Here is a 22,379-nt window from a genome sequence, read left to right on the forward strand (position 1 = left end):
ATTATTTGTTCGATACTTTTTTTGCTCTTCTATTTAGTGCGATCACAAAAACAACAAATCCTCCGAAAATAACGATCATCATTGCAATAAAGAACCAGTTTAATCCTGTGTTTTCCTCTAGGACAAAAATATTGCTTGTCTCCCGGTTTAAGGTGATTTTGTAGCTTCCATCTTCTTGTTCTCTTATCAAGTTATCCTCTAGTAAACCTTTTAACTGCTTATTTGATCCCAAATTCTCAATCGTAGCCGTTTGCGTTTGTGTATCATTATTTATCGCAACATACAATGTCTCATCTTGATAAGTCCTTTTAAATACTGTCATCTCCCCGACTTGTTCAACAAATTCCATATCTCCTTCTGATAATGCCTTTGATTCACGATGAATAGTTGCAAGCTTTTCCAGATGTTGCGTAATCTCTTCATCCTTTTTATTTAATTCTGCCATTCGGTGATCATGCTCAGCTACACCATTATCCATTGGCACTTCGAGACCCTGATAAAAGAAAGCAGAGCCTGGTAATGCGTAAAGAAGGGTTGCGGCAAGCTTCCACCTTGTTACAGGATGGTATTCTTCTTGCATTGATTCGAAAGCGAAACGATTGGAAAAGACTGTTTCCATCGATAGAATTTGGTCAGATTGCAGAAAATCCTCCTCATCAAATAAAGGCTTCAAGGAAGTTCCTGCCTGTTTCAATAGAGCAACAGCTTCGTTTTGAAATTCATGATTTACTACTAAATTTCCTTCTTCTGCTCCATCTACTAGAACAATGGCATTTTCTTTCTCCTCTTTTACTTGGTGTTCAAATGCTTGAATAAAGGTTTCGTCTGCCTCTCCATCTAGATAAAGGTGAAAACCATCTATATTCGCTTCTTTCAGCCAATAACTTGCAGCTTCTAATAAATACTGCTGTACTTGCTCATTTCTTGTATCGATAGTAGCTACTTGCTCACCGAATAAGGTGGAGTCTTGATCGGAAGCTAAAGGATGATTTGGAGCTACATTATCTGCAACAAAATCTAATATTACCTTCATCTCTTCTTTATGTGCTTGCTCGACTAATTGTTTCAACCTGACAATACTTCCGAATGACTTATGGATCGTTTGGTGGTCTAGTGTGCTAAAACCATGATAGGCATTAGTACTCATTATTGGACTAAGATTAATCGTGGTAATGCCTAGCTTTTTTAGATCAGGTATTTTTTCCATTACCCCATCTAAATCTCCTCCATGAAACGCTTTTGAATCTTCAATATTCAATTCTCCATCATTAGAACTGTCCCCATTGACAAATCGATCTACTAGTATGTAATAAATCGTCTCATCCCTGACTTCCTCAGCCTTTGTAACATGAAGTGGGAGAAACAAAGTGACGATCATAAGCCCGATTAGTGAAATGATGCTATATTTTGTTTTTTTCATCTATTGTCCCCTCTTTTTCATAGTTCGTCTTCTATTATCCTAGACAACAGAGAAATGTCAAATGAGAGAGAATAAAGAGAGTAGAAGTTTTTTCATCTGTTTAGCATCGGTATTTGTAAATGATGCTTCTTCTCAAAAAAGTGGTGGTTAGTTCTGTCTAAAAATAAAGAAGAAAGCTAATCAACGCTCTCTTCTTACTTGCTTTCGATATTTTTCTTTCCTAACGTGTAATACAATTAAACAACCTAAAAATAAAAATGGAATAAAATTATATACTAGTGTACTCCAGTGAAAAGGGATATCCATTTGATAAATCGCCTTTTTAAATTTTCCATCATCTGCGACTGCTAATACCTTTCTCGGATCCGTGTCGTAAATGATATGATATTTTGTACCAACTGGATAAAAATTAGAGGCATTGCCCTTTATTGAATCCGATTCGTCAATCAAAGCGGACACTCGACCGACTGATTTCCCAATTAAATCTGTACTTACCTCTTCCTCAACCACCACCCGATATATCCTTCCATCCATTACAATAAAAGGATAATCGAGATTTACTCCTTTTATTTGGAGGAATGGTTGAAGTAGAAAAACAATAAAGATAATGATCCAGCTTTTTCGCATATTTGTCACTACTTCCCTTTACCAATCTATCTTATAGCCTTAATTCAATATTGTATTCTCTTAACCAAAAATCCATTTGACCTAAATGGGCTAATAACTGTGGGCCTGTCATTAATTGACCAAACCATGGTACTTGAATATTTGTCGCTTTTTGCTCGACTAATTGTTTGACCTCAGATTTATCTAATATTTCAAACAAGCGCGCATCTTTATCCTCTAATATTGTATGCATCCATTCGACAACAGCTTGTGTATATGCCGGATGATGTGTTTTAGGATAGGGACTTTTCTTACGGTAGAGAATATCCTTAGGCAAAATTCCCTCTAAAGATTTTCTCAAAATTCCTTTTTCCCGATTACCTATGGTCTTTATTTCCCAGGGAATATTCCAAACATATTCAATTAGTCTATGATCACTAAATGGAACCCTTGCCTCAAAGCTCGCTCCCATACTCATTCGATCTTTTCTGTCTAATAATGTCGGCATAAACCATTGCATATTCAGGTAAAACATTTGTCTACGTTCTGTCTCTTCCTTATCCTCTCCATCTAGTAAGGGGGTTTCATCTATGGTTTCTTTATATCTATTGAGTGCATATTCTTCTAAAGAAAGCTTCGATTGTAATTCGTTTCTAAGTAGCTGCTGTCTTACCTCTGAAGATCGAATCCATGGAAAGCCTTTTCGCTCTAAATCTTCTTTTCGATAAAACCATGGATATCCTCCAAAGATTTCATCTGCACATTCACCGGATAATGCTACCGTCACTTGTTTTTTTGTTTGTTCACAAAACCATAATAAAGAAGAATCCACATCTGTCATTCCAGGCAGATCTCGATATTTCACGGCATCTTTTAACAGTGTAGCAAGTGTTTGATTATCCATTTCATAATTGCTATGCTTCGTATTTAATGCATGAACCATTTTCCCGATATAGGTTTTATCTTGATTTGGCTGAAAATCACTACTCTGAAAATAGTGATCATTACCGATATAATCAATAGAAAACGTTCGCAGGCTTTGATTTTGACTTGCTAAATAATTGGCTGCAATCGCACTTATTGCACTAGAGTCAACTCCTCCTGATAAAAATGTTCCAAGCGGCACATCGGAAACAAGCTGTCTTTCGACTGCGTCCTCTAGTAATTCCTTCACTCTTTGTGCTGTTTCCTCCACTGACTCTGTATGTTTCTCACTAACAACATTCCAATATCTAGCTGTTCTCCAGCCATTTTTATCAAATATTCCAACATGTCCTGCTCGCAATTCTTCAATTTGATGAAACACGCCATTCCCAGGAGTTCTGGAGGGCCCTACAGCAAATAACTCTGCTAATCCTTGTTGATCGATAACCGCTTTGACTTCATTATTTGCTAAAATAGCTTTTATCTCAGATCCGAATAAAAGTCCATGTTCGTGTTTTTTAAAGAATAATGGTTTCACGCCTACTCTATCTCTTGCTAGAAATAATTGTTCCTTTGCTGAATCCCATATTGCAAAAGCAAATATACCATTTAGCTTCTCTACATGAGATTCTCCCCATTCTATATAGCTCTTTAGCAAAACTTCCGTATCAGAATGAGAATGAAAGGTCCAGCCAGCTTTTAACAATTCCTTTCTTAAATCTTCTGTATTATAAAGCTCGCCATTATAAATGAGCACATATCGATTTTTATCCACCATTTCTTTCATTGGCTGTTTTCCGCCTTCTGGATCAACGACAATTAACCGTTGGTGACCAAAGCCTATATGTGTTTCATACCAATAACCCGTTTCATCGGGACCTCTATGCGCTACTGCTTCAACCATTTTTTCAAGCTTATGGTGCTCCTTATGCACGTTACGACTAAAGTCTATCCACCCTACAATGCCACACATACTTCGTCTCACACCTTTCTTCACTGCCTCGCTTTTATTAATTTATGCTTACTTAAAGGGAAAATGATTGAAAAATTTCTCTATATAGAAAGGTGTGTGGAGAATAATAGGTGGGACAATAACGAGGATAGGAAAAAACCCTGCTTCAGCAAGAAGCAGGGGCTACATTCTATTATCCAAAATAAAAACCATTTGGTAAGCGGAAAAAACCTAATACTAAAACAATAATAAACGCAATCACGAATTGTATCCAGAAGCTTTTCGCTGGCTTTTGCTTTGAGGCTTTGACTAAAATCATCTCAATTGAAGAAATCACCCATAACCCTGCAATTAGCTTCACAATTAGCTCGCCTAATAGTGGAAATTCAGGCAATCCTGCTGTTGCATAATCCGCGAACAATGATCCACCTGAATATAAGATTAATAAGTAATCCAAGCGAACAATCATGTGTATTATTTTGCCTACCTTGTTATTCCCTTTTTTATACATGGAGTACGAAATCACTAATAAAATTAGTGCCAACACCCATGCTGTGATATGTAAATGTGTCAATCTTCCTTCCCCCAATCATTTCAAAGTTTTTAATAAACTCACTAGATAAGAGTATCATACCATGTAATCTTAAATTTTTCATTTCCGAGCCTACACTTCACTCAATTGTCATACAATCCTTAGCTAGCAAGCTCTTGCTTTCTTTTATTTGTAAGTTTTTTTCGATATGTCCAGCTCCGCCATACCCACTCGAGTGGTCCTCTCTTATAACGTTTCAGCCAGAGCCAACTGAGTATTATTTGAATAGGAAATACAAAAAATGCTATTAGTATTGTTTGTAGTGGACTCAATTCCCCGTACAAACCAAAACCGATCGAATAAAATAATAGTACCCCTACAAGTGATTGCAAAATATAATTGGATAACGCCATTTTTCCCACGTATTCCAATCCTCTGAACAATGAAGGAATCATTCGATATAGTAAGGTGATCGTGATGATATAAAAGATGGCCGAGCTCACTCCACCAACAGTATCCTGTAGCATCGAAAGCCATAAAGGATTTCCTATAAAATGGGGTCCTGCTTTAAAAATAAAAAATAACGACAACGAAATTAGCCAAATTCGCTTCAATATCGGTAAATGGACGTCCACTTGATGTAACCACTTCTTACGTGCAAACAGTGTACCAAGTAAGAATATCGGTAAGAGATTACATGCAATCAAAATAAATGAATAAACATTATTGGCAAAAAGCCAATCTGCAAGGTTTTGCTGGAGGATATCAAGTATCGAGCCTGATCCGTAATGTTGGTAGGATGCCTCAATTGCAGCCTGGTTTGTTATATCTAAAGTAAACTGACTTGCTAAATATAATAATCCAGTAAATAGTACTACTGGTGCAAGTAACAAGGAGACACTCCAGATGATTAACGTTGTATTTGTTCTATTTAGAAAGAAAAGCAGAAGAAAACCGATAATGCTATAGCTAATTAATATATCCCCGTGCCATATAAGAAAAGCATGGATAACTCCAAATACTAATAACATGGTTAATCTACGTGACAGCGTATGGGTAGCTTGAATTCCTTTAGAATGCAGATTTTCTAACATCATTTGAATCCCAAAACCAAATAGGAAGGAAAATAAAGAATAAAAGCTAGCTTGAAAAAAGATATCAATAATCATCGAAAGGATACCAGATTCTTCATTTCCCCAGTAATTCGTACCATTTCCATATAAAAAGTAAGGACCATGAAACGATGGAAGATTGACGATAAATATGCCAAAAATTGCAAAACCTCTCGCTGCATCTATCCAAGGTAATCTTAGTTTTTCTTGAACTGGTTTTAATTGATTCATGATTACATCCCCCTTAGAAAACTCACATTCGCTTGTGCTTTAGTGGAAGCGTTAGTTTTCTTATACTCTAAAAAATAACATACTGTGTTTATTTTATCCTATAACCTTTGCAGAGACTAGTTTTAATGTCATTTTCACAAACTCTTTACTTTTTCATAAACTAATCATGGATAACTTTAAATGTTAGGAGATTGTATATGCCAGCCATCGTAGGTGCTGTAAAAGTGGTAAGTATTGGTTCATCGGGCATCTTTCATATTGGGGATGTCTATCGAGTCCAACCATATAGCCAAGTTAAAACCTTTGCAGGTGGTGGATCCTTTAATACGGGGGATGGCATCCAAGTACATCTTGAAAATGCCTACACAAGTCTTGTCGATGAGGATCAATTTGATCAAAATATAAATGCTTTGTAATAAGTGAGTGATTCTATGCAGTTAACAGTACATCAATCCATTTATATACATCTTCTAAAGGTGGGCAGTGTAACTAATTCATCAGTATTACAAATTGGAAGCACTGGTCAAATACAAGCACTATCTCAGCTATATAATACAGGTGGTTATGAAGAAAAAGCGGAGCCTGCTGAACCACAAGGATTGAGCGCGCCTTTAGTACCATTAGCACCACCTTAAGCTTTAAAAAAACCTAGTCTAGTCTTAAGGAGTGATCGAAAATGGAGTATCAGCAAATGTATTTCTACATTCAACAGCTTGAGCAACAGATCCATTATCTACAAAATGAAGTGACCTCCTTAACGAATCGTCTCCAGCAATTAGAAGGCCAAACAAACCAAAAAACAACGATTGAGAAATTAGAATATCATTTTGATCAGCTGAAAATCGAACGATTAGACGGTACCTTGCATATTGGAGTAACCCCAGAAGAACTAAAGCAAGCAGATGATCTGTCATTGCCAATAAAACAAGCTAACCCATCACCTGTTCATCAAAATTTATATCAGTATATAGATCAAGATTTACCAAGCTATATCGAGCAATTAGAGAGAGAACACCAGTATCCTTTAGAAGAGGATTATCGTCAGCTATTATTGGAAGATGTCAAAAAACAATTACCACAACGTATTTCCTTTTATGAACAACAACAAAACCCAGCCTCCACACAATATGTATACAGTCAAGTTAAAGATGAACTAATGAGAGGTTTAAAAAAGTGGTTTGATCAACAAACGAAAAAGGAGTAGAGACTTATGCAATTTGATGTCCATAATTGGAATTTAGAAGTCGGAAATGTATCAATCCTTGGTATATCTAGCTCTTCTTTATTTATCGTTGGAGATACGAATGAGATTCAGCTTTCTTCTTTATTTGATACACCACCTGAATCTTATATTGTTGGAGCTAATATTCCAGCACCGGTACAAGGAGCAACGAATGTCCAATCAGCGGGTGACTAAAGTTAAAGCAATAAAGGTAATCAATTCATCTTATAGTTCGGTATTCAATATTGGAGATATCCATACACTCCAGCCTAAGACAGATGTATTAGCTGTTCAAAGAGAAGGAGGAATTTCTTCAGATAAAGGATTTGAACTAGAAAAATACCCCATATTCCAAACAGAACTCCCTTTCCTGGAAAAAACACCAATGACCCAAGCTCATTCTCATCACTGTTCATCCATTCATGTTCCTAATATTCGTGTCAACGGTATCTCTTCCTCTGCCATTTTACAGCTAGGGCAAGTAAATCAAACTTTTTCAAGATCAAGAATTAAGCATATTCGAATTTTGAAAGATTAAAAAAGAAGGGGTGTGAACCTACATGCCATCCATTGTAGGCCCGATTAAAATTACAAGTGTTGACGGTGGAGTAGTTAATTTTGGAGACACCTTTTACCTATCACCTAAGAGTGCCTCCAAATCTGCATCTGGCTCAGGATCCATTAATACAGGTGATCTGCATAATACAAACACTGGATTTAATATTACCAATGCGATTGATCCTGATGCTGTAGATCAAGTGATGAATGCAAATGCGTAAGAGAGAGATCTCCCTTACGCATTATATTTCTATAATCAATTCCTTATCAAAGAAGTACAAATATTTTCGATAAATGGGTTCATGCCATATATTTTCTAACGCTCTAGCATATAATTCAAGCTGAATATTATATTTTTCTTTTAGCTTATCCCTAACATGGTCATCGACTGTTTCTTCGATTCTATCAGTCTTATAATCCAACATAATCCATCCCTCTTCTGTTTTTATTAAACAATCAATCACACCTTGAAGGAAGATGCGCTCTTCTGCTTCTGACCAGTCTGGATATATGTCATTCGCGGGTAGTGTTAAACTAAACGGAACTTCTCTCTCTATACGTTTCGCATAAAGGGCAAGCTCCCCGAGCTGGCTTTTAAAAAAGGCAAGGATGGATTGTGTGTCAATGACCTCTGTTTCTTCTCTTGTCAATATTTCTTTCTCTTCTAATTGTACAATAAACTCTTCAAGTGTATCTATGTTCCACTCTCTATTTAGAGGGATATGTTGCATAACAGTGTGCATGGCTGTTCCAATTTCTGCACGCGTCCATTCCTTTTGACGCTGCATAAAACGTGGTCTGCGATTAATAGGTGCACGGAACGGATCGATAATAGCAGAATCACTGTACATATCTCTTACCTCTTGTTGTCGCTTTAATTCGGTTACCGACTGTTTAGCCCGAAAGGAAGTAGCATTTAGGTATGGATATTGATAGTTCAAATAGTTGTCGACTATCTCTCGCTCCAATTCATCCCCTGTCTCTATAGGCTTCCATTCAAATATTGCCTCTTCTAACGCTTTTATAGTTTCTTTATTTGTTTCTTCCATATTTTGATAATGGCTACTGTGGACTCGAGCGATACTCCATTTAGACGAATCATACAGGATCGACTCAGGAATATGGGTAACAGTGGATTCATTTCTTAAGATCTCGCCATGTTGATGTCTTGTCAAGACTGCTCCTATCCAATCAAAATAGGATAATGCCTCTAATCGATAATAATGTGGAAGTACCCAATCATTATGATGGAGCATCATTTCCCATTTTCTCTTCTTCTTATCTAGGGACGGAACGGTACCAACCATGACCAGCTTCTCTCTTGCTCTTGTTAAGGCAACATACAATACACGCATTTCTTCTGCCAGCATTTCTCGTTGCATTTCCTTCTTTAAGGCATGATAGTGCAAGGTTGGATACATGATTCTTTTTAATGGATCAATATATTTCGTTGCAAAGCCAAGCTCTTTATGGAGCAAGTACTTTTCTTTTAAATCCTGTTGATTGAACTGCTTATTCATCGCACCAACGATTACGACTGGAAATTCTAGTCCTTTGCTTTTATGAATAGTCATAATTCTCACTACATCTTCCTGTTCACCTAATGCCTTTGCTGCACCAAGATCCTCTCCTCTATCCTCCATTCGTTCAATAAAGCGGAGAAAACGGAAAAGTCCTCGAAAGGAAGTCGATTCATAGCTCTTTGCCCTGTCGTATAGTGCTCTTAGATTTGCTTGACGTTGTCTACCACCAGGGATGCCACCAACAAAGTCATAATAACCTGTTTCCTGATAAATTTGCCAAATTAAAGCAGATAGCGCCCCCTGTCTTGCTTCTTTACGCCATTTTTCTAAGTTTGTCATAAAGCCATCAAGCTTGCCTTCTGTTTGCCCACCAGCTGTTTTAGCCAAATATGCTTTAGTCGCTTCATAATAGGTACTGTTTTTCTTAGTCAAACGAATCTCTGCTAGCTCGTTTTCATCTAATCCAACAATTGGTGATTTCAGCACTGCTGCTAAAGGAATATCCTGTCTTGGGTTATCGACTATCTTTAATAAACTCATCATTACTTGAATTTCGATTGCAGCCAAATAGCCGGTAGATAGTTCAGCATAGACTGGAATTCCTTGTTTTTTGAATTCCTCCATAATGGTCGGAGCCCATGTCATCGAGCGTAGTAAAATAACAATATCTCGGTACTCAACTTTTCTAGGCATAGATGTTTTTTTATCCATAACTTGAAGTGGAGGTCGGTCATCATGTCCAATAAAAGATTGTATTTTTTTAGCATACGCTCTTGCTTCAAGCTGTGCTTTTTCCAGGTCTTCCCTATCCTCTAACTCCATATCTAGGGCTTCTCTTTCTGCTTCATTCGATTCTTGATCAATAATGATGATCTCTGTGTCAGGCTGAGCAAGTGGTATGTCGTCATAACTCTTATTTCCATAAATGAGCTCTGCATCTTGATCATACTCTAAATCTCCTACCTCTTGATCAAATAATTGCCTAAACACATAGTTTGCGGCAACTAATACCTCTTTTCGACTTCTGAAGTTGCGCGCTAGATCAATTCGATAGCCTGGATCTTCTTCCTCAGAAAATCGAGTATATTTGTCAATAAAAAGTGATGGCTCAGCATGGCGAAATCGGTAAATACTTTGCTTCACATCCCCTACCATAAACATATTGCCATTGTCTTGATCTGCAATACTTGTAAGAATCGTTTCCTGAACAATATTTGTATCCTGATATTCATCCACCATAATTTCACGGTATTTTTTTCTTAGCTCTAGAGCAATTGAAGAAGGAAGCTTATCGGACTTGTCTTCTAATAATACATCTAAGGCAAAATGCTCCAAATCACTGAAATCGACGAGTCCTTTTTCTTTTTTGGCTTCTTGGTAGTGGAAACGAAAGTCCTTAATCATTTTAGTTAAATGATTAATTATTGGATAAAGCTCCTTCATATCAGCAAGGTGGAAAGATAAATCTCGACTAAACCAATCAGAGGCAACCTTATTCCACCTTTTTTTTAGATCATCTCGAAAAGCTTTGACCTGATCCTTTTTATCCTCACTACATTCCACCTTTTTTCTAGATAATGCTTTGAATTTTCCATTAGTAAAAACTGCTCGTGCTTCTTGCCATGATAGTGCAATAGCTCCTTTTGCCTGCTGTATCATCTCTTTGTCCGAATCTAGAGCTTCTGCGTAGTGATATGGTCCATCTGCCTCTTTCGTTAACTCTAATGCCTGGGTGATTTGCATCTCCATTACTTCTAATTGACGTGCAACCTCTTTCTTCAAAATGGTTAGCCAGGTTAACGTAGACTCATCTGTTGTTTCTTCTACAGCATAGGTTTCTGCAAGCTGCTCTAACCATAAATCAGGATTAGGGTGTTGAATCGAAAATTCATATAAAGTCAAGATTAAACCTTCAATTTCCAAATCATTCCGATCATTGGAGAAACGATCGACAACTTGGAAAAATGCCTCCTGTTCCGCGTCCTCTTCTAATCCATACCACTCTTCAAAAAGCTGCTCTAATACATCTTGGCGAATCATATCTGCCTCAACCTCATCTGCAATTCGAAAACTCGGGTCGATATCTAAACGATAAGCGTATTTACGTACAAGCTCCATACAGAATGAGTGTAAAGTAGAAATCGAGGCATGCTGTAGCAAGGATATTTGCTTCTTCAAATGATTCGATCCCGGATCTGCTGCTAATGCTTCTTCTAAAGCTTCACCGATTCTGTTACGCATCTCTTGAGCAGCTGCGTTTGTAAAAGTTACCACGAGTAACTGATCAATATCAACAGGAGTTTCTTTGTTTAATAGTTTTTGAATAATTCGTTCTACTAGGACTGCTGTTTTACCTGAACCAGCTGCTGCAGCAACGAGAATGTTGCTTCCAGATTGATAAATTGCCTCTTCTTGTTCCTTTGTCCATTGTGGCATTACAACTCACCTCGCTTAATTGCCTCTGTTACTTCTTCGTCTTGTAAATCCTGCAGTCTACGATAATTATTTTCGGGCAATGTTGAGTCAAACTGACAAACTGATCGAAAGGAACAAAATGTACAAGCTGTTTGATCTTGCTTTTGGAAAGGATTTAACTCCAAGTTTCCTTCTATCATCGATAAACCTGCGTTTTTCATTAATTGCCTTATGTAGGCTTGCAAATCTTGAAATACTTCTTCTTCCGCCACTTTTGATCCTTTATAGAATTTACCTGACTTACTAAATCCTGCTGGAATAACATTACTTCTACCAGACTCCAGTGAGGTATCCATCATTTTCACAACATTCTCTTGATCTAGTAGTAAACCTTTCATTTTAAATTGCTTAAAAAGCTCTGCATTAATTTTCTCATCCGCTAAGCTTTCAGATAGCGAAAGCATGGGATTATGCACATGAAAATATAATACACCACCAGGAGTTGCTTTTTGACCTAACCATTTTTCCGCATTCAGTAAGACAACATTCAAATAAGTAATCATCTGTAAAGCTAATCCATAATAAACCTCTGCTAAATTCAACCCTTTGGCACTTGACTTATAATCAATAATTCGAAGGTAGAGCTGCTCTTCGTCTGTCGCTTGATCAATTCGGTCAATTCTTCCTCTTAGTAAAAGCTTTCGCTCATCTGTTAATGGAATTTCTAGAGGATCCAACTGGTTTGGATATCCAAATCCAACTTCTAAACCAACAGGAGAAAAGTTCGTTAGTCTTGATTGTTCACTAAGGATAAAGGTGGCCCTAGCGACAATACCTTCCAGCTTCCTTTGTATATATTGATAACGTTTCGAACTGTGTAGGATTTGATGCTGCAATACTGGTGCTAAATAACTGATCGCTTTGTTCGCATAATTTCTCGCCTCTTGTTCATGAATATCTGCAAACCTCAATCCATCCTTTTGGATCCATTCGGTTATTTGTTTTAAAGCTTCATGAAAGAGTTGACCTATATCTGGAGCATCAAGCTTATAGGTTTGTCTCTCTTCTAATCCTAAACCATATCTAGCAAAATGTTGGTAGGAACAACGGTAGAACATCTCTAATCTAGAGACACTCGCCTTTATTTTTTCTGGATACATTTTCTCAACCGTAGTAGAGGAAAGATTAGTTGGTTTGTTTTGATAGAATAGCCCTCGCAAAACTCGCTGATTCGTGAGCTTGTCCTCTATATTTTCTATATACCAGTTCAGCACATTCTGCCATATTGGATCAATGGGATAGCCGCGTAGCTGTCTTGCCAATTGGGAGGTTAGAGCACCTCTTGTTTTTCTTGGTGTCGTAACAAATCTTCTAGCATCTGTCATCTCTTCAGGATCTTGAAGTAGGATTTTATCCCATTGTTGTGGGAAAAGCTCCTCCATTCTTTTAATTAAAGAAGAAGCCACCTTTGCTTTTCCTTCACTATTACTTATAGGATAACTAATCCAGAGATAATCTTCAGGCAGTGTAAACGCAAGATAAACGTAAAACCAATCATCCAATAATTGCCGTTTACTTCCTTCTGCTAGTTGAAAACCATTATCCTGCAACAAAGCACGTTCTTCCTCCGTAATAATTCCATCACTACTCTGCTTCATTGGCCATGTACCTTCATTCACTCCAAGTAAAAGTGCACATTTTACCCCTTGCATTCTTGAACGGTCAATGGATCCAACGACGACATGATCAAGACTTGGTGGAACATGAGAGAATTGTAGTGATTCAAACCCGGATTCCAAGATACTTCGAAATAGCTTCAAATCCGTTTCTTCCTCGCCTGCTATTTCCGTAATTTCCTCAAGCAATTGAATAACCGCATCCCATACTTGATCTTGCTCACGTCCTTTTTCCACAAGACCTTCTTCATCATATTGTTCACGAATTTTTTCTAAATGCTTTGGAATTTGCATTTCCTCAAGCCATTGATAAAGTACAATCGCTTTTTGCTCAATAGTTTTCGCTTCTTTTATCGCTTGATCTATCGGTGCTAGTGCGTCCACTACTTGCATTCGGTATGCATTGATTCTTTCTTGGATAGCCATTTCTCTATCTGTTTGTGCTGATTCATCAAAGCCTTTAAAGCGCTGAAAAACCCAAGGCTGATCGTTTGTCCATCTATTTTTCCCTCTAATTCCGTACTCTAAGACATAGTTTTCGAGCTCATCAATCGCTTCTTGATCTAATCTTGGTTGCTCTTTTCCTTCTGGAATTAGACCTGTCTTTAATACACGGAAAACAGCGTCATAACGCCAATCTCCTTCGATGAGATCTAATAGTGATCGTAAGCATTCAATTAAGGGATGGTGAAGCATGGTTCGTTTCTCATCCACAAAAATGGGAATCTGATAATCATCAAAAACCGTCGTAATTAAGTCATGATAAACATCAGGCTCACGAAGCAATATCGCGATATCTCGATATCTATAGTTTTCATCACGCACAAGTTTAATAATTTCCTGTGCTACACCTTCTACCTCTGCCCTTGGGTGGACTGCCTCTGCCATTCTAATTGGTGCTTTTTTTTCATATGGTACTGCGGGTCTACTATCAAAATGTTGATCTAAATGAATAAAGGCAGTGTTTTCTTTTGTTTGTTTACTGAGTGTTTCCTTTTCTATTTTAATACTATGCTTCTGTGCTAGTTGCTCCAATTGTAAGAATGTTTCTTTCGTTTGGTAAAAAAGATCTAATGGCTCTGCAATAATCTCATCTGCTTGATCCATAGTTAAGGTTATCGTCACATTTTGTGCCTTTTGAAGCATTGCTTCTATAACAAGCAATTCCTGTGGAGTAAATCGATGGAATCCATCAATGTACACTTCGGTTTCTTCTAGGAAGTTGGATTCCACTAGCTTCTTCGTTAAGAGCTGGAGCTGATCCTCACTATCAATATAATTTCCTTCTAGTTCCTTGACTAAATGATGATAAACATAATATAAGTCATCCAGCTTATTTCTTAAGGCATGTTCCCCCATTGATTGATGCTTAAAGCGATCCATTTCCATCAATTGTGCGGTGACTTGCTCTGGCGTAATACAGTAACGTTTAAATTCTATCATCATTTCTTCTAACTGTTCGATAAAGCCTTGTTTTTCTACTGCCTTTTGAAAAACCTTCCAATCTGATGTTCTTTGTTCGATTATTTTACGTAACATCATTTGAATCCCTGTGGAAGTAATAAATTTCTTTGTTGCCCCTCCTGTTTGTTGCATAACCCTCCAAGCTAATCTTGAAAAACTATAGATTTGGGCACGTATGGATCCATTTAGCTCTGGATCGTTTAGTAAGGCATATTCTTGTTGGAACGTCATTTGGTCTGGAACTAAATAAATAATTGGCGATCCCTGAGGGTTTTGCTGAAGCTTATTTTTTATCTCCATTAAACATTGTTCACTTTTATTTACAGTAGAGCTACCTACAATAAAACGTAACATTCAAGCACCTACTCTCTGTCCTCTCTTTTACTCATTATACCAAACTAATGTTCTTTTGTTTAGTGGAAAAATCTCGGCTGTATTCTTTGGAACAAAGAAAAAAGTAGAGGGCCAAGTAAGCTTGTGCCTTCTACTTTTTGATTTATTATCGTGCTAACGGTCCGTAATATCTCTCACTTTATTGGATAAATTGAAAATTAAGATCTGACATCGGCCAATAAAGGACATCTACTTTACCAACGACTGAACTTTGATCTATAAAGCCTATTTCTCTACTATCAAAGCTTTTGGTGCGATTATCCCCTAATACAAACAGCATATTTGGTGGAACTTTACTTTCACCTGTTAACTCCTCTAAGGTAAACTCGTCCGTTAATGGTCGTTCTTCACTTTCACGGAATGGTTCTAAATATGGTTCTTCTACTGGATTTCCATTTAAATAAAGCGTATCGTCCCGATAGGCAATGTGATCACCTGGTATCCCAATTACACGTTTAACATAATCCTCTTCTTTATTCGCATGAAAGACGATGACATCAAACCGTTCTATTTCTTTTAAGTCATATATCATTTTATTCACCATTAATAGATTCCCATCATGTAAAGTAGGTTCCATTGACTTGCCATTTACCACATAACTTGCAAATAAATAGGAGCGAAAGAAAAAAGCAAGTAAAAGTGCAAATAACACAACTCTAACAATCGGCCATATTCTTTTTTGTTTCATAATATTCCCTCCAAAGGGATTAATATTACTAATTTACCCCCATTCCATCAACTTTAATCCTTTTTATTTCCAATTTTTTCGTTCTGCACGTTTTTGTAATCGTTTCTCTAAATACTTTCCAAATATCCAAATAATTGCAATCCCTATGGCTACTAAAATAGTCTTTACCGGATTTTGCGCAAAGGAAACGATACTATCTCCAATATAGGATACAGTGAAAATCATTACCGATTTCCCTAACAAAACCGCTAATGCAAATTGATAAAGACTAATCCCCGACAATGCTGCAACCAAATTAATAATGGCCGAAGGCGAAAACGGAAAGCATAGTAATAAAAACAATGGACCAAATCCATGCTTTTCTAACCAATTCATGACTTTCTTGACTTGTTTATTTTTTCGAATCCATTTCAATAAACGTATATCCTTAAATCTTCGGACGATCATAAAAACTACGATAGCCCCCATACTTGCCCCACTCCATGAAAGGAGAAATCCCTCTAACAGTCCGTACGCTGCAGCATTCGTCATGACAAAAACAACTAAAGGTAAAAATGGCAAAAATGCCTCCAAAAATGGAAGTAAAAAGCCTGGAATTGGTCCTAGGCTTTCATAGCTTCTAAGCAGGAAGGAAACAAGTCGGTCAAAATCATTTGCTTCAATTAATTGTTTGATTTCTTCTATATTAATATTGTCAATATTACTTATATTATATGTAAACATAAATAAATGAACCCCTCTTTAACAAATCTTTGGAAAAAAGTTTGCTGGAATCATATTTATCCTTATTTTAATACTTTTTAACTGATTTTCCTAACAGAAAATGTTAGTGTGTTTTTAATTAAGCACCATTATCTATATACTTCCTTCTCTATAATTTATATCGGGGGTATCTCACTAATTTTTATTTTATTTGTTCTATTGCTTTTATCTCGGTTCTTTCTCGTGGTATTGGTATTATTGCCTAGATATAATTCTTTACCTCTGTTTTCTCTCGTGGTATTAGCATTATTGCCAAGATATAGCTCCTAATCTTGATTAGCTCAAATTAACATTTATTCTATTACCATGATACTTACTATTTCTCATTTTACTTCATATAAAAGAAAAAAACCTCCACAGCTGTGGAGATTTTCACCATCTATAGACACCTTCACACGTATTAGCTTCCGGTTCATAGTAACAATGTTGTTTAAATTGGCCGGTAAAAGGTTGGCCATACCAAGTAGGTGGACATACATCATATGGATTAAAATACCATAGTGCAAACTTAGAAGGATGTTGACGCCAATAATCTAATGTTTGTTTGGCTAGTCTTTTTTCTTTACTCCTTGCTCTGTTGTAAAAAACATTTCCTTTTTGTACCGCTTCGAACGAGTAATTTCCTCCCTGTACTTGATAAATAACATCTGGTATAGATGTTAAGCCTTGGAAATCTAAGCAACCGGCTTTTAAGCGATTTACAATAACATTACCGACCATAAGCATTCCTAAAGCACCTTCACCTTCGGCTTCAGCCCTCATCATCCTTGCCATCAAAGCAACATCACTATCGGTATATTTAACTCTTGGCATCTTTTATCACCTCTACATGATTGTATGAGGAAAGCCTTGCAAAAATGTAGATTGTATCAACTGAGTCAAAATTGAAAGGTTGCCCTATTCTGCTTGATTAACCAGTCCATTACTTTGGTATCGAGTTTTCAGCATTAATATAACCTGCTCCATATATATTATGGTCACGGTCTTCCCATAAATCGGTACCGTTTTTCAGTAATTCTTTTATTTCATCTGGCGTTAATTGAGGATTTTGCTCTTTGATCAAGCTCACAATTCCAGCACAAATAGGGGTTGCCATCGATGTACCTGACATGACAAAGTAATCCCCATCGACGCGATTGTATTTTTGCAATCTGTCTATATAAGAATTTGGTGAACGCAATGATATAATGTCAACACCTGGTGCCAAAATATCTGGCTTTTCTTGCCCATAAATGGTTGGACCTCTGCTTGAAAAGCTAGCTACCTCATCATCACTTCGTGTATCTCGAGTATCACGATCATTTAAGGCTCCAACAGTTATAACAAGATCACTGAGGCCAGGACTTGAAATACTCTGTGGATCTGGACCACTGTTGCCAGCTGCTGCGCAAACAATAATCCCACTGCTCCATGCTTCTTCAACAATTTGTACGAGAGGATCCTGATCCTCTTCCCCATAATCATACGGTTCGGTTCCTAGAGACATACTAATAATGTCTATTGGACTATCGGAATTGCTTTCATTATATTGAATGCACCACTCTACACCTTGCATAATGGTATCTAAAGAGCCCGCTCCCGTGTCATTTAAAACTTTTACTCCCGCTACACTGGCTGCTGGAGCGGGCCCCATATATTTCTCGGATGAAAGAGATCCATCTCCTGCTGCATCCCCAGCACAATGTGTTCCATGGCCATTATCATCATAAGGTTCGGAACGATAATTAATAAAATCTACAAAATCAGTAATTCTCCCTGATAAGTCTTGATGTGGGTAGATTCCAGTATCTAGTATCGCTATCTTTGTCCCTTTACCAGTTAACATGGTATTATTGCGAACCACTTGCTTTGCATTAGCTGATTCCACTGCGACGTCTAGTAATGCATGAACCTCTCTATTTTTATAAACCTTCTTCACATGTTTACAATTAGTTAGCAATATCTCCAAACTGTCTGGAGTCATATCAGCTGAGCAACAAGAAATTCTAGAATAATATTGGTATAACTTATTTTTTCTATGACTATTGATAATTCCCTCTATTTGATGACAACCAGACTCATAAGCCTCTTGATGAAACTGTACAATGACAGATATTTTCTTCTTCTGTTTTAACCTATTCTCTAATACTCGGTGTAAAAAGCACGGTGTAAATTTTAGAGGCTTATAGAGATTAACTAACTCATTGCGCAGAGGACGATCTAATTTACTCGCATAGTTTCGTACTGTCTGAATCATGGAATAGCCAAACAAATTATCCCCTCATTTCTACCTTTTTTACAAGCTATGAGAGCATAGAGGGTTTGGCATTTATGATTGTCTATAAATCTTTCAAAAAAGGCAAATGAACAAAATAGGATTGAACGTACCACTCACATCTGCTCATCCTCTAACGACCCCATCGAGTTTCATCCTTGCTATAAATTCTCTTTAAAGTGTGTGCAGAAAGAGTCGCTACCTAGATGATAACGACTCCTTCTTTCACATATGTCTATTTTTAATACCTGGCTCTTTTCGTTTCCATCCAGATTCAGCAACATAGTGAGATAATTGAAGGACATCCTCCATTTTGTTCCCTAGTAAGTATCGGTATTGAGCAGTACGGTAAATTTGATTAATGATCGTTGCATAGGAAATATCTAAGGTGATGGTGCGGTTGTTTTTAAAGATGATTTTGGAGCGATTTCGTTCAAGCTTTTCTGCTTGTTGAACATGAGAGTGAGCAATCCATGAACAGGATTTCCTTAATGGAGATTCGACAGGAAAAAAATACATGCCACTCATTCGATCTATGGCAATGGGTGGCTTATGTGTAATACCTGTGAGCATTCGTGAACCTTCAATTAACCCTCTTAAACTTATACCGAATTCTCTACAGGTAATATCCATAACTTTCTGAGCACTATGAGTTGTTTCATAATCATCCTCTTCGTCATATTCCATAACCTTAGTTAAATAGTCTCCCTCCTCTCTCTCACCGATAACGGCTAATGTACTTGGACTAATTTCCGTAAGTCTCTCTTGTAATGTTTCCATCATTAATTCCTCCTTTTGTGTGGTTTGGTTTAAAACCACCTATAATGTACCAATATTTGATAAAATATGATAGAAAAATTAGGTAAATTTACTTAGACTATTAAATTTTCCATGAAATCGATCAAAATGTGATAAAATCTATGTAGCAATTATTCACTCATTAAGGATGTTTTCAAAAATTTGAATCAAGTGTGGTGAGAAATATGTGGAGAAAGATACTACTTAAAAAGAAGCCAGAAGATAAGCACCCTGTAAAAGAAATATCTTATGCTCAAATGAAAAAAGCCATCCAAGAATATAGTCTAGAGCTACCGAAAAACATCCCTTTACAAGTTCTGATTAAAGATGACTTGTCGGTTGATCACACGCTTCTTCTTCCATACCTTAAGGCGATACCGAAAAAAACATTTTACATGTCGAAGGAAACATATGATTTATTTGAAGAAGAAGAACGACATATTGCCGTTGCATTGGATCAAGTCCAACGAGCAGTAGATCAATATATTGCACAAAAGAAATCGTTACCAATTATTGATCATGATCCGTATCGAAAGGTTAGCTTCTTCAAGCTTGAGCAATTGAATCTCATACAGGAACGACCAGAAATTGATTTTTTCATAACAGACCAAGAATATTTAGTCACTACAAAAAAGCCTCAGTAATTTGTACTGGGCTTTTGAACTATATGGAACGAATGCTTATGCCTGAAAGATTAAATTCTCCCACTCGCTCTCTGCATGTGTAATAGTATGTACAATATCTTTTTCAAGTTTCTTTAACTGTGTCACTGTTTGTGATACCTTTTCCCGCATACTATTTACTTCATTAGCAGATTGATTAATTTTATCCTGTACGAACCAATCCATTACTAAACCATCTAAGAAATAATCAGCAAAGGTGAGTCCACCTGAGATATTTATATCTGCTTGAAAAGATTCACCGATATCTGCTAATTCGTGAGAAAATTTCCTTAATAAACGCTGGGCATTGTGACTAGAACGTCTAGCATCATCTATGTGGCTATGCTTTAGAGAAGTGGAGATAAAACCGCCACCAAACATATCCGCAGTTCCCCAATTTTTGGCTTTATCTAAGGATATGCTAGCATTATTTAGTGCGGACTTCACTTGGTCACCAGCTTGAATCGCTTCCGCTATTTCTTTTTTCTCGTCTTTTAATGTACCTAGATGTTCTAATAATTGAAGGGCTTCTTTTCCCTTTGGATCATTTGTATTTAATAATTGCTCGTATTTTTCCTTTAACAGTTGATGAAATCGAGTGTCAGGATCACCTAATTCACGAATTTGTTGATTAATGACCTCCAAATCCTCTTTCAAGTCATTAACCGCTTCCTTGGCCTCTTCATATTGAAGCTGGGCGATTGCTAGCTCCTGTTTTTCTTTATCTAATTTTTCAAGTTTTTTACCTGATAATGTATAAAATAAATTCGCTACACTAAATCCTTCTAGCTTCTCAACATCTACTTTTTCCTCTTGTAGCTTGTGATAGAGATCCTCTTGTCGATTGGTTAATTGATTTAATTCTTCTGTCAATTTCTTCTTTTCCCTTTGAAGGCGCATTACCTTCCGTTTCTTTTCTTGTTCTTCTACTAGTTTTTGATCATATACGTCCATCTTTCATCACCTCTATTCATTATACGAATGAAATCATGGATTGGTTTCACGTTTAATCATTTCTTGCTCTATTCGAACGATTCGGTCTGCTATTGATGGATGGGACGAGCGAAGTAATTTTATCCAAGTAGCAGGAGATATATCTGTCTTTGATTGCTCTGCTAATTGATAATAGCTTGCTAAGGCTGGATTTAAATCTTCTGTATGTTCTATTGCATATTGGTCTGCTGCTTGCTCCATATGACGTGAAATAAACAGGGATAACGGCTCTGTAATAATAAGTACTATATTGACAGTCAAAAATAATTTCAACAGCACTGTTAAGCTCGGTGTTTGTTGTTGTTTAGTCCAACGAGTGCTAAATTTTTGCAGGAACAATAATAAAACTAATCCGAGTAATAAGTACAAGCCCGTACCAATGTAAACATGGTTATACAAGTAGTGGGCAATTTCATGTGCCATAATAAATAATATTTCAGCACTTTCCATTCCTTTGAGCATCGTATCCCAGATCACAATTCTAGCATTATCAAAAATACCCGTAACATAAGCATTGTAGGTGGATACCTTCTCACTTTTATGAACAACTAATAAGTCGACATCATTTAATCCCGCATTTCCCGTTAGCTCTACTATTTCATTGCGTAAATTACCTTGTTCTAAAGGAGAAAAATCATCAAATAATGGATCAATCAACACTGGTTGAATAAACACCATGAAAATAACCGCTGGAATCAACCATAACCAAAGCATAAACCCCCATATTTTTGGCCATTGCTTCATGATTATTGAAGCGATATAAAAAATAATAACAAGCACAAGTAAAGTGATGAATGAGCTAATGAGACGTTCTAAGAGCCATGGCCAGAACAACTGTGTTCGTGTGCCCTCATTTCTAGAAATCATATACCAGAGCACACGAAAAGGGAGATGAATGAGAAAATCGATGAGCATAATCACTGCAGCAAGGAAAAATGTTCGGAGAAGCAATGAATAACGCTCCATCCATTGGTAGGAAGCTTTTCTTTTCAAAAGTAAAACAGGTACAAGAAGCTGTAATGGTAGCATGGAAAAGTAAAAGGCATGTGAGAGAGCACCATAGCGAGAATTACCGAAGGACTCTAGTGGATAATAAAAAAAGAAATAAACAAACAGTACGGATACATACAAGCCATAAGTAATGATTAGCTTCTTCATCTACTTCCTCCTTTCCTATCCTCTTACGCTTACCTA

Annotated in this window: 21 protein-coding genes; 7 read left to right on the forward strand and 14 right to left on the reverse strand. The window is 36.9% G+C overall.

From position 1 onward, the window contains the following. Position 1 precedes the first annotated feature (1 nt). The 5 genes from DLJ74_RS14960 to DLJ74_RS14980 all read right to left on the reverse strand — a co-directional run bounded on the left by DLJ74_RS14960 (position 2) and on the right by DLJ74_RS14980 (position 5,777). Positions 2–1,420, reverse strand: coding sequence for an alpha-amylase family glycosyl hydrolase (locus DLJ74_RS14960; RefSeq protein ID WP_109985072.1), 1,419 nt, complete (start codon positions 1,418–1,420; stop codon positions 2–4). Positions 1,421–1,600: 180 nt separating this feature from the next. Continuing rightward, positions 1,601–2,047 (reverse strand): hypothetical protein, encoded by a 447-nt coding sequence (locus DLJ74_RS14965; protein WP_054788818.1) that lies wholly within the window; start codon positions 2,045–2,047, stop codon positions 1,601–1,603. 31 nt (positions 2,048–2,078) lie between these two features. Next, positions 2,079–3,923 carry an asparagine synthase (glutamine-hydrolyzing) gene (asnB, locus tag DLJ74_RS14970; RefSeq protein ID WP_109985073.1) on the reverse strand — a complete coding sequence of 615 codons (1,845 nt, stop codon included), beginning with the start codon at positions 3,921–3,923 and terminating at the stop codon, positions 2,079–2,081. 172 nt (positions 3,924–4,095) lie between these two features. Beyond that, on the reverse strand, positions 4,096–4,476 hold the full coding sequence (locus DLJ74_RS14975; protein WP_054860540.1) for a YisL family protein: 381 nt from the start codon (positions 4,474–4,476) through the stop codon (positions 4,096–4,098). Between the two features lie 119 nt (positions 4,477–4,595). Continuing rightward, positions 4,596–5,777 carry a DUF418 domain-containing protein gene (locus DLJ74_RS14980; RefSeq protein WP_109985074.1) on the reverse strand — a complete coding sequence of 394 codons (1,182 nt, stop codon included), beginning with the start codon at positions 5,775–5,777 and terminating at the stop codon, positions 4,596–4,598. A 197-nt stretch (positions 5,778–5,974) separates the two neighbouring features. Here DLJ74_RS14980 and DLJ74_RS14985 point away from each other — a divergent pair, with 197 nt between their 5' ends. The 6 genes from DLJ74_RS14985 to DLJ74_RS15010 are packed head-to-tail and all read left to right on the forward strand — an operon-like array spanning position 5,975 to position 7,778. Then, positions 5,975–6,193 carry a spore germination protein gene (locus DLJ74_RS14985; protein ID WP_054788819.1) on the forward strand — a complete coding sequence of 73 codons (219 nt, stop codon included), beginning with the start codon at positions 5,975–5,977 and terminating at the stop codon, positions 6,191–6,193. Positions 6,194–6,208: 15 nt separating this feature from the next. Then, positions 6,209–6,412 carry a spore germination protein GerPB gene (locus DLJ74_RS14990; protein ID WP_054788820.1) on the forward strand — a complete coding sequence of 68 codons (204 nt, stop codon included), beginning with the start codon at positions 6,209–6,211 and terminating at the stop codon, positions 6,410–6,412. A 41-nt stretch (positions 6,413–6,453) separates the two neighbouring features. Next, positions 6,454–6,981, forward strand: coding sequence for a spore germination protein GerPC (gene gerPC / locus DLJ74_RS14995; RefSeq protein ID WP_109985075.1), 528 nt, complete (start codon positions 6,454–6,456; stop codon positions 6,979–6,981). Between the two features lie 6 nt (positions 6,982–6,987). Then, on the forward strand, positions 6,988–7,194 hold the full coding sequence (locus tag DLJ74_RS15000) for a hypothetical protein (RefSeq protein WP_054788822.1): 207 nt from the start codon (positions 6,988–6,990) through the stop codon (positions 7,192–7,194). Next, positions 7,172–7,537, forward strand: a complete 366-nt coding sequence (locus DLJ74_RS15005) for a spore germination protein GerPE (RefSeq protein WP_181397591.1) — start codon at positions 7,172–7,174, stop codon at positions 7,535–7,537. The genes DLJ74_RS15000 and DLJ74_RS15005 overlap by 23 nt, the downstream gene beginning before the upstream one ends. 22 nt (positions 7,538–7,559) lie before the next feature. Continuing rightward, complete coding sequence (locus tag DLJ74_RS15010) at positions 7,560–7,778, forward strand: spore germination protein (protein WP_054788824.1); 219 nt, start codon at positions 7,560–7,562, stop codon at positions 7,776–7,778. 21 nt (positions 7,779–7,799) lie between these two features. Here DLJ74_RS15010 and addA read toward each other — a convergent pair whose 3' ends face one another. The 7 genes from addA to DLJ74_RS15045 all read right to left on the reverse strand — a co-directional run bounded on the left by addA (position 7,800) and on the right by DLJ74_RS15045 (position 19,512). Next, entirely contained in the window at positions 7,800–11,516 is a 3,717-nt protein-coding gene (gene addA / locus DLJ74_RS15015) for a helicase-exonuclease AddAB subunit AddA (protein ID WP_109985077.1), read from the reverse strand. Then, entirely contained in the window at positions 11,516–14,989 is a 3,474-nt protein-coding gene (addB, locus tag DLJ74_RS15020) for a helicase-exonuclease AddAB subunit AddB (protein WP_109985078.1), read from the reverse strand. Before addB ends, addA begins: the two co-directional genes overlap by 1 nt. Positions 14,990–15,167: 178 nt before the next feature. Beyond that, positions 15,168–15,716, reverse strand: coding sequence for a signal peptidase I (lepB, locus tag DLJ74_RS15025; RefSeq protein WP_109985079.1), 549 nt, complete (start codon positions 15,714–15,716; stop codon positions 15,168–15,170). A 63-nt stretch (positions 15,717–15,779) separates the two neighbouring features. Then, a complete protein-coding gene (locus tag DLJ74_RS15030; protein ID WP_054860535.1) occupies positions 15,780–16,439 on the reverse strand; it encodes a TVP38/TMEM64 family protein in 660 nt (219 codons plus the stop codon). A 411-nt stretch (positions 16,440–16,850) separates the two neighbouring features. Beyond that, a complete protein-coding gene (locus DLJ74_RS15035; protein WP_109985080.1) occupies positions 16,851–17,291 on the reverse strand; it encodes a cell wall hydrolase in 441 nt (146 codons plus the stop codon). A gap of 109 nt (positions 17,292–17,400) precedes the next feature. Beyond that, the gene (locus DLJ74_RS15040) at positions 17,401–18,729 is read right to left on the reverse strand and encodes a S8 family peptidase (RefSeq protein WP_109985081.1); all 1,329 of its coding nucleotides are present in this window, start codon (positions 18,727–18,729) and stop codon (positions 17,401–17,403) included. A 228-nt stretch (positions 18,730–18,957) separates the two neighbouring features. After that, positions 18,958–19,512, reverse strand: coding sequence for a competence protein ComK (locus DLJ74_RS15045; RefSeq protein ID WP_054860533.1), 555 nt, complete (start codon positions 19,510–19,512; stop codon positions 18,958–18,960). A 203-nt stretch (positions 19,513–19,715) separates the two neighbouring features. Between DLJ74_RS15045 and DLJ74_RS15050 the strand changes: the two genes are divergently transcribed. After that, positions 19,716–20,174 carry a DUF3939 domain-containing protein gene (locus DLJ74_RS15050; protein WP_054860532.1) on the forward strand — a complete coding sequence of 153 codons (459 nt, stop codon included), beginning with the start codon at positions 19,716–19,718 and terminating at the stop codon, positions 20,172–20,174. A gap of 36 nt (positions 20,175–20,210) precedes the next feature. Here DLJ74_RS15050 and DLJ74_RS15055 read toward each other — a convergent pair whose 3' ends face one another. Then, on the reverse strand, positions 20,211–21,146 hold the full coding sequence (locus tag DLJ74_RS15055) for a hypothetical protein (protein ID WP_054860531.1): 936 nt from the start codon (positions 21,144–21,146) through the stop codon (positions 20,211–20,213). Positions 21,147–21,179: 33 nt separating this feature from the next. Continuing rightward, positions 21,180–22,343, reverse strand: a complete 1,164-nt coding sequence (locus tag DLJ74_RS15060) for a M48 family metalloprotease (protein ID WP_054860530.1) — start codon at positions 22,341–22,343, stop codon at positions 21,180–21,182. Between the last annotated feature and the right edge of the window lie 36 nt (positions 22,344–22,379).

Origin of the sequence: Gracilibacillus dipsosauri (assembly GCF_003176895.1) — a bacterium.
Lineage (GTDB): Bacteria > Bacillota > Bacilli > Bacillales > Amphibacillaceae > Gracilibacillus > Gracilibacillus dipsosauri.

Bases quoted from the DNA above. Each gene is read 5' to 3' on its own strand.
- DLJ74_RS14960 (WP_109985072.1), bottom strand. From the start codon at position 1,420: ATGAAAAAAACAAAATATAGCATCATTTCACTAATCGGGCTTATGATC.
- DLJ74_RS14965 (WP_054788818.1), bottom strand. From the start codon at position 2,047: ATGCGAAAAAGCTGGATCATTATCTTTATTGTTTTTCTACTTCAACCA.
- asnB (WP_109985073.1), bottom strand. From the start codon at position 3,923: ATGTGTGGCATTGTAGGGTGGATAGACTTTAGTCGTAACGTGCATAAG.
- DLJ74_RS14980 (WP_109985074.1), bottom strand. From the start codon at position 5,777: ATGAATCAATTAAAACCAGTTCAAGAAAAACTAAGATTACCTTGGATA.
- DLJ74_RS14985 (WP_054788819.1), top strand. From the start codon at position 5,975: ATGCCAGCCATCGTAGGTGCTGTAAAAGTGGTAAGTATTGGTTCATCG.
- DLJ74_RS14990 (WP_054788820.1), top strand. From the start codon at position 6,209: ATGCAGTTAACAGTACATCAATCCATTTATATACATCTTCTAAAGGTG.
- gerPC (WP_109985075.1), top strand. From the start codon at position 6,454: ATGGAGTATCAGCAAATGTATTTCTACATTCAACAGCTTGAGCAACAG.
- DLJ74_RS15000 (WP_054788822.1), top strand. From the start codon at position 6,988: ATGCAATTTGATGTCCATAATTGGAATTTAGAAGTCGGAAATGTATCA.
- DLJ74_RS15005 (WP_181397591.1), top strand. From the start codon at position 7,172: ATGTCCAATCAGCGGGTGACTAAAGTTAAAGCAATAAAGGTAATCAAT.
- DLJ74_RS15010 (WP_054788824.1), top strand. From the start codon at position 7,560: ATGCCATCCATTGTAGGCCCGATTAAAATTACAAGTGTTGACGGTGGA.
- addA (WP_109985077.1), bottom strand. From the start codon at position 11,516: ATGCCACAATGGACAAAGGAACAAGAAGAGGCAATTTATCAATCTGGA.
- addB (WP_109985078.1), bottom strand. From the start codon at position 14,989: ATGTTACGTTTTATTGTAGGTAGCTCTACTGTAAATAAAAGTGAACAA.
- lepB (WP_109985079.1), bottom strand. From the start codon at position 15,716: ATGAAACAAAAAAGAATATGGCCGATTGTTAGAGTTGTGTTATTTGCA.
- DLJ74_RS15030 (WP_054860535.1), bottom strand. From the start codon at position 16,439: ATGTTTACATATAATATAAGTAATATTGACAATATTAATATAGAAGAA.
- DLJ74_RS15035 (WP_109985080.1), bottom strand. From the start codon at position 17,291: ATGCCAAGAGTTAAATATACCGATAGTGATGTTGCTTTGATGGCAAGG.
- DLJ74_RS15045 (WP_054860533.1), bottom strand. From the start codon at position 19,512: ATGGAAACATTACAAGAGAGACTTACGGAAATTAGTCCAAGTACATTA.
- DLJ74_RS15050 (WP_054860532.1), top strand. From the start codon at position 19,716: ATGTGGAGAAAGATACTACTTAAAAAGAAGCCAGAAGATAAGCACCCT.
- DLJ74_RS15055 (WP_054860531.1), bottom strand. From the start codon at position 21,146: ATGGACGTATATGATCAAAAACTAGTAGAAGAACAAGAAAAGAAACGG.
- DLJ74_RS15060 (WP_054860530.1), bottom strand. From the start codon at position 22,343: ATGAAGAAGCTAATCATTACTTATGGCTTGTATGTATCCGTACTGTTT.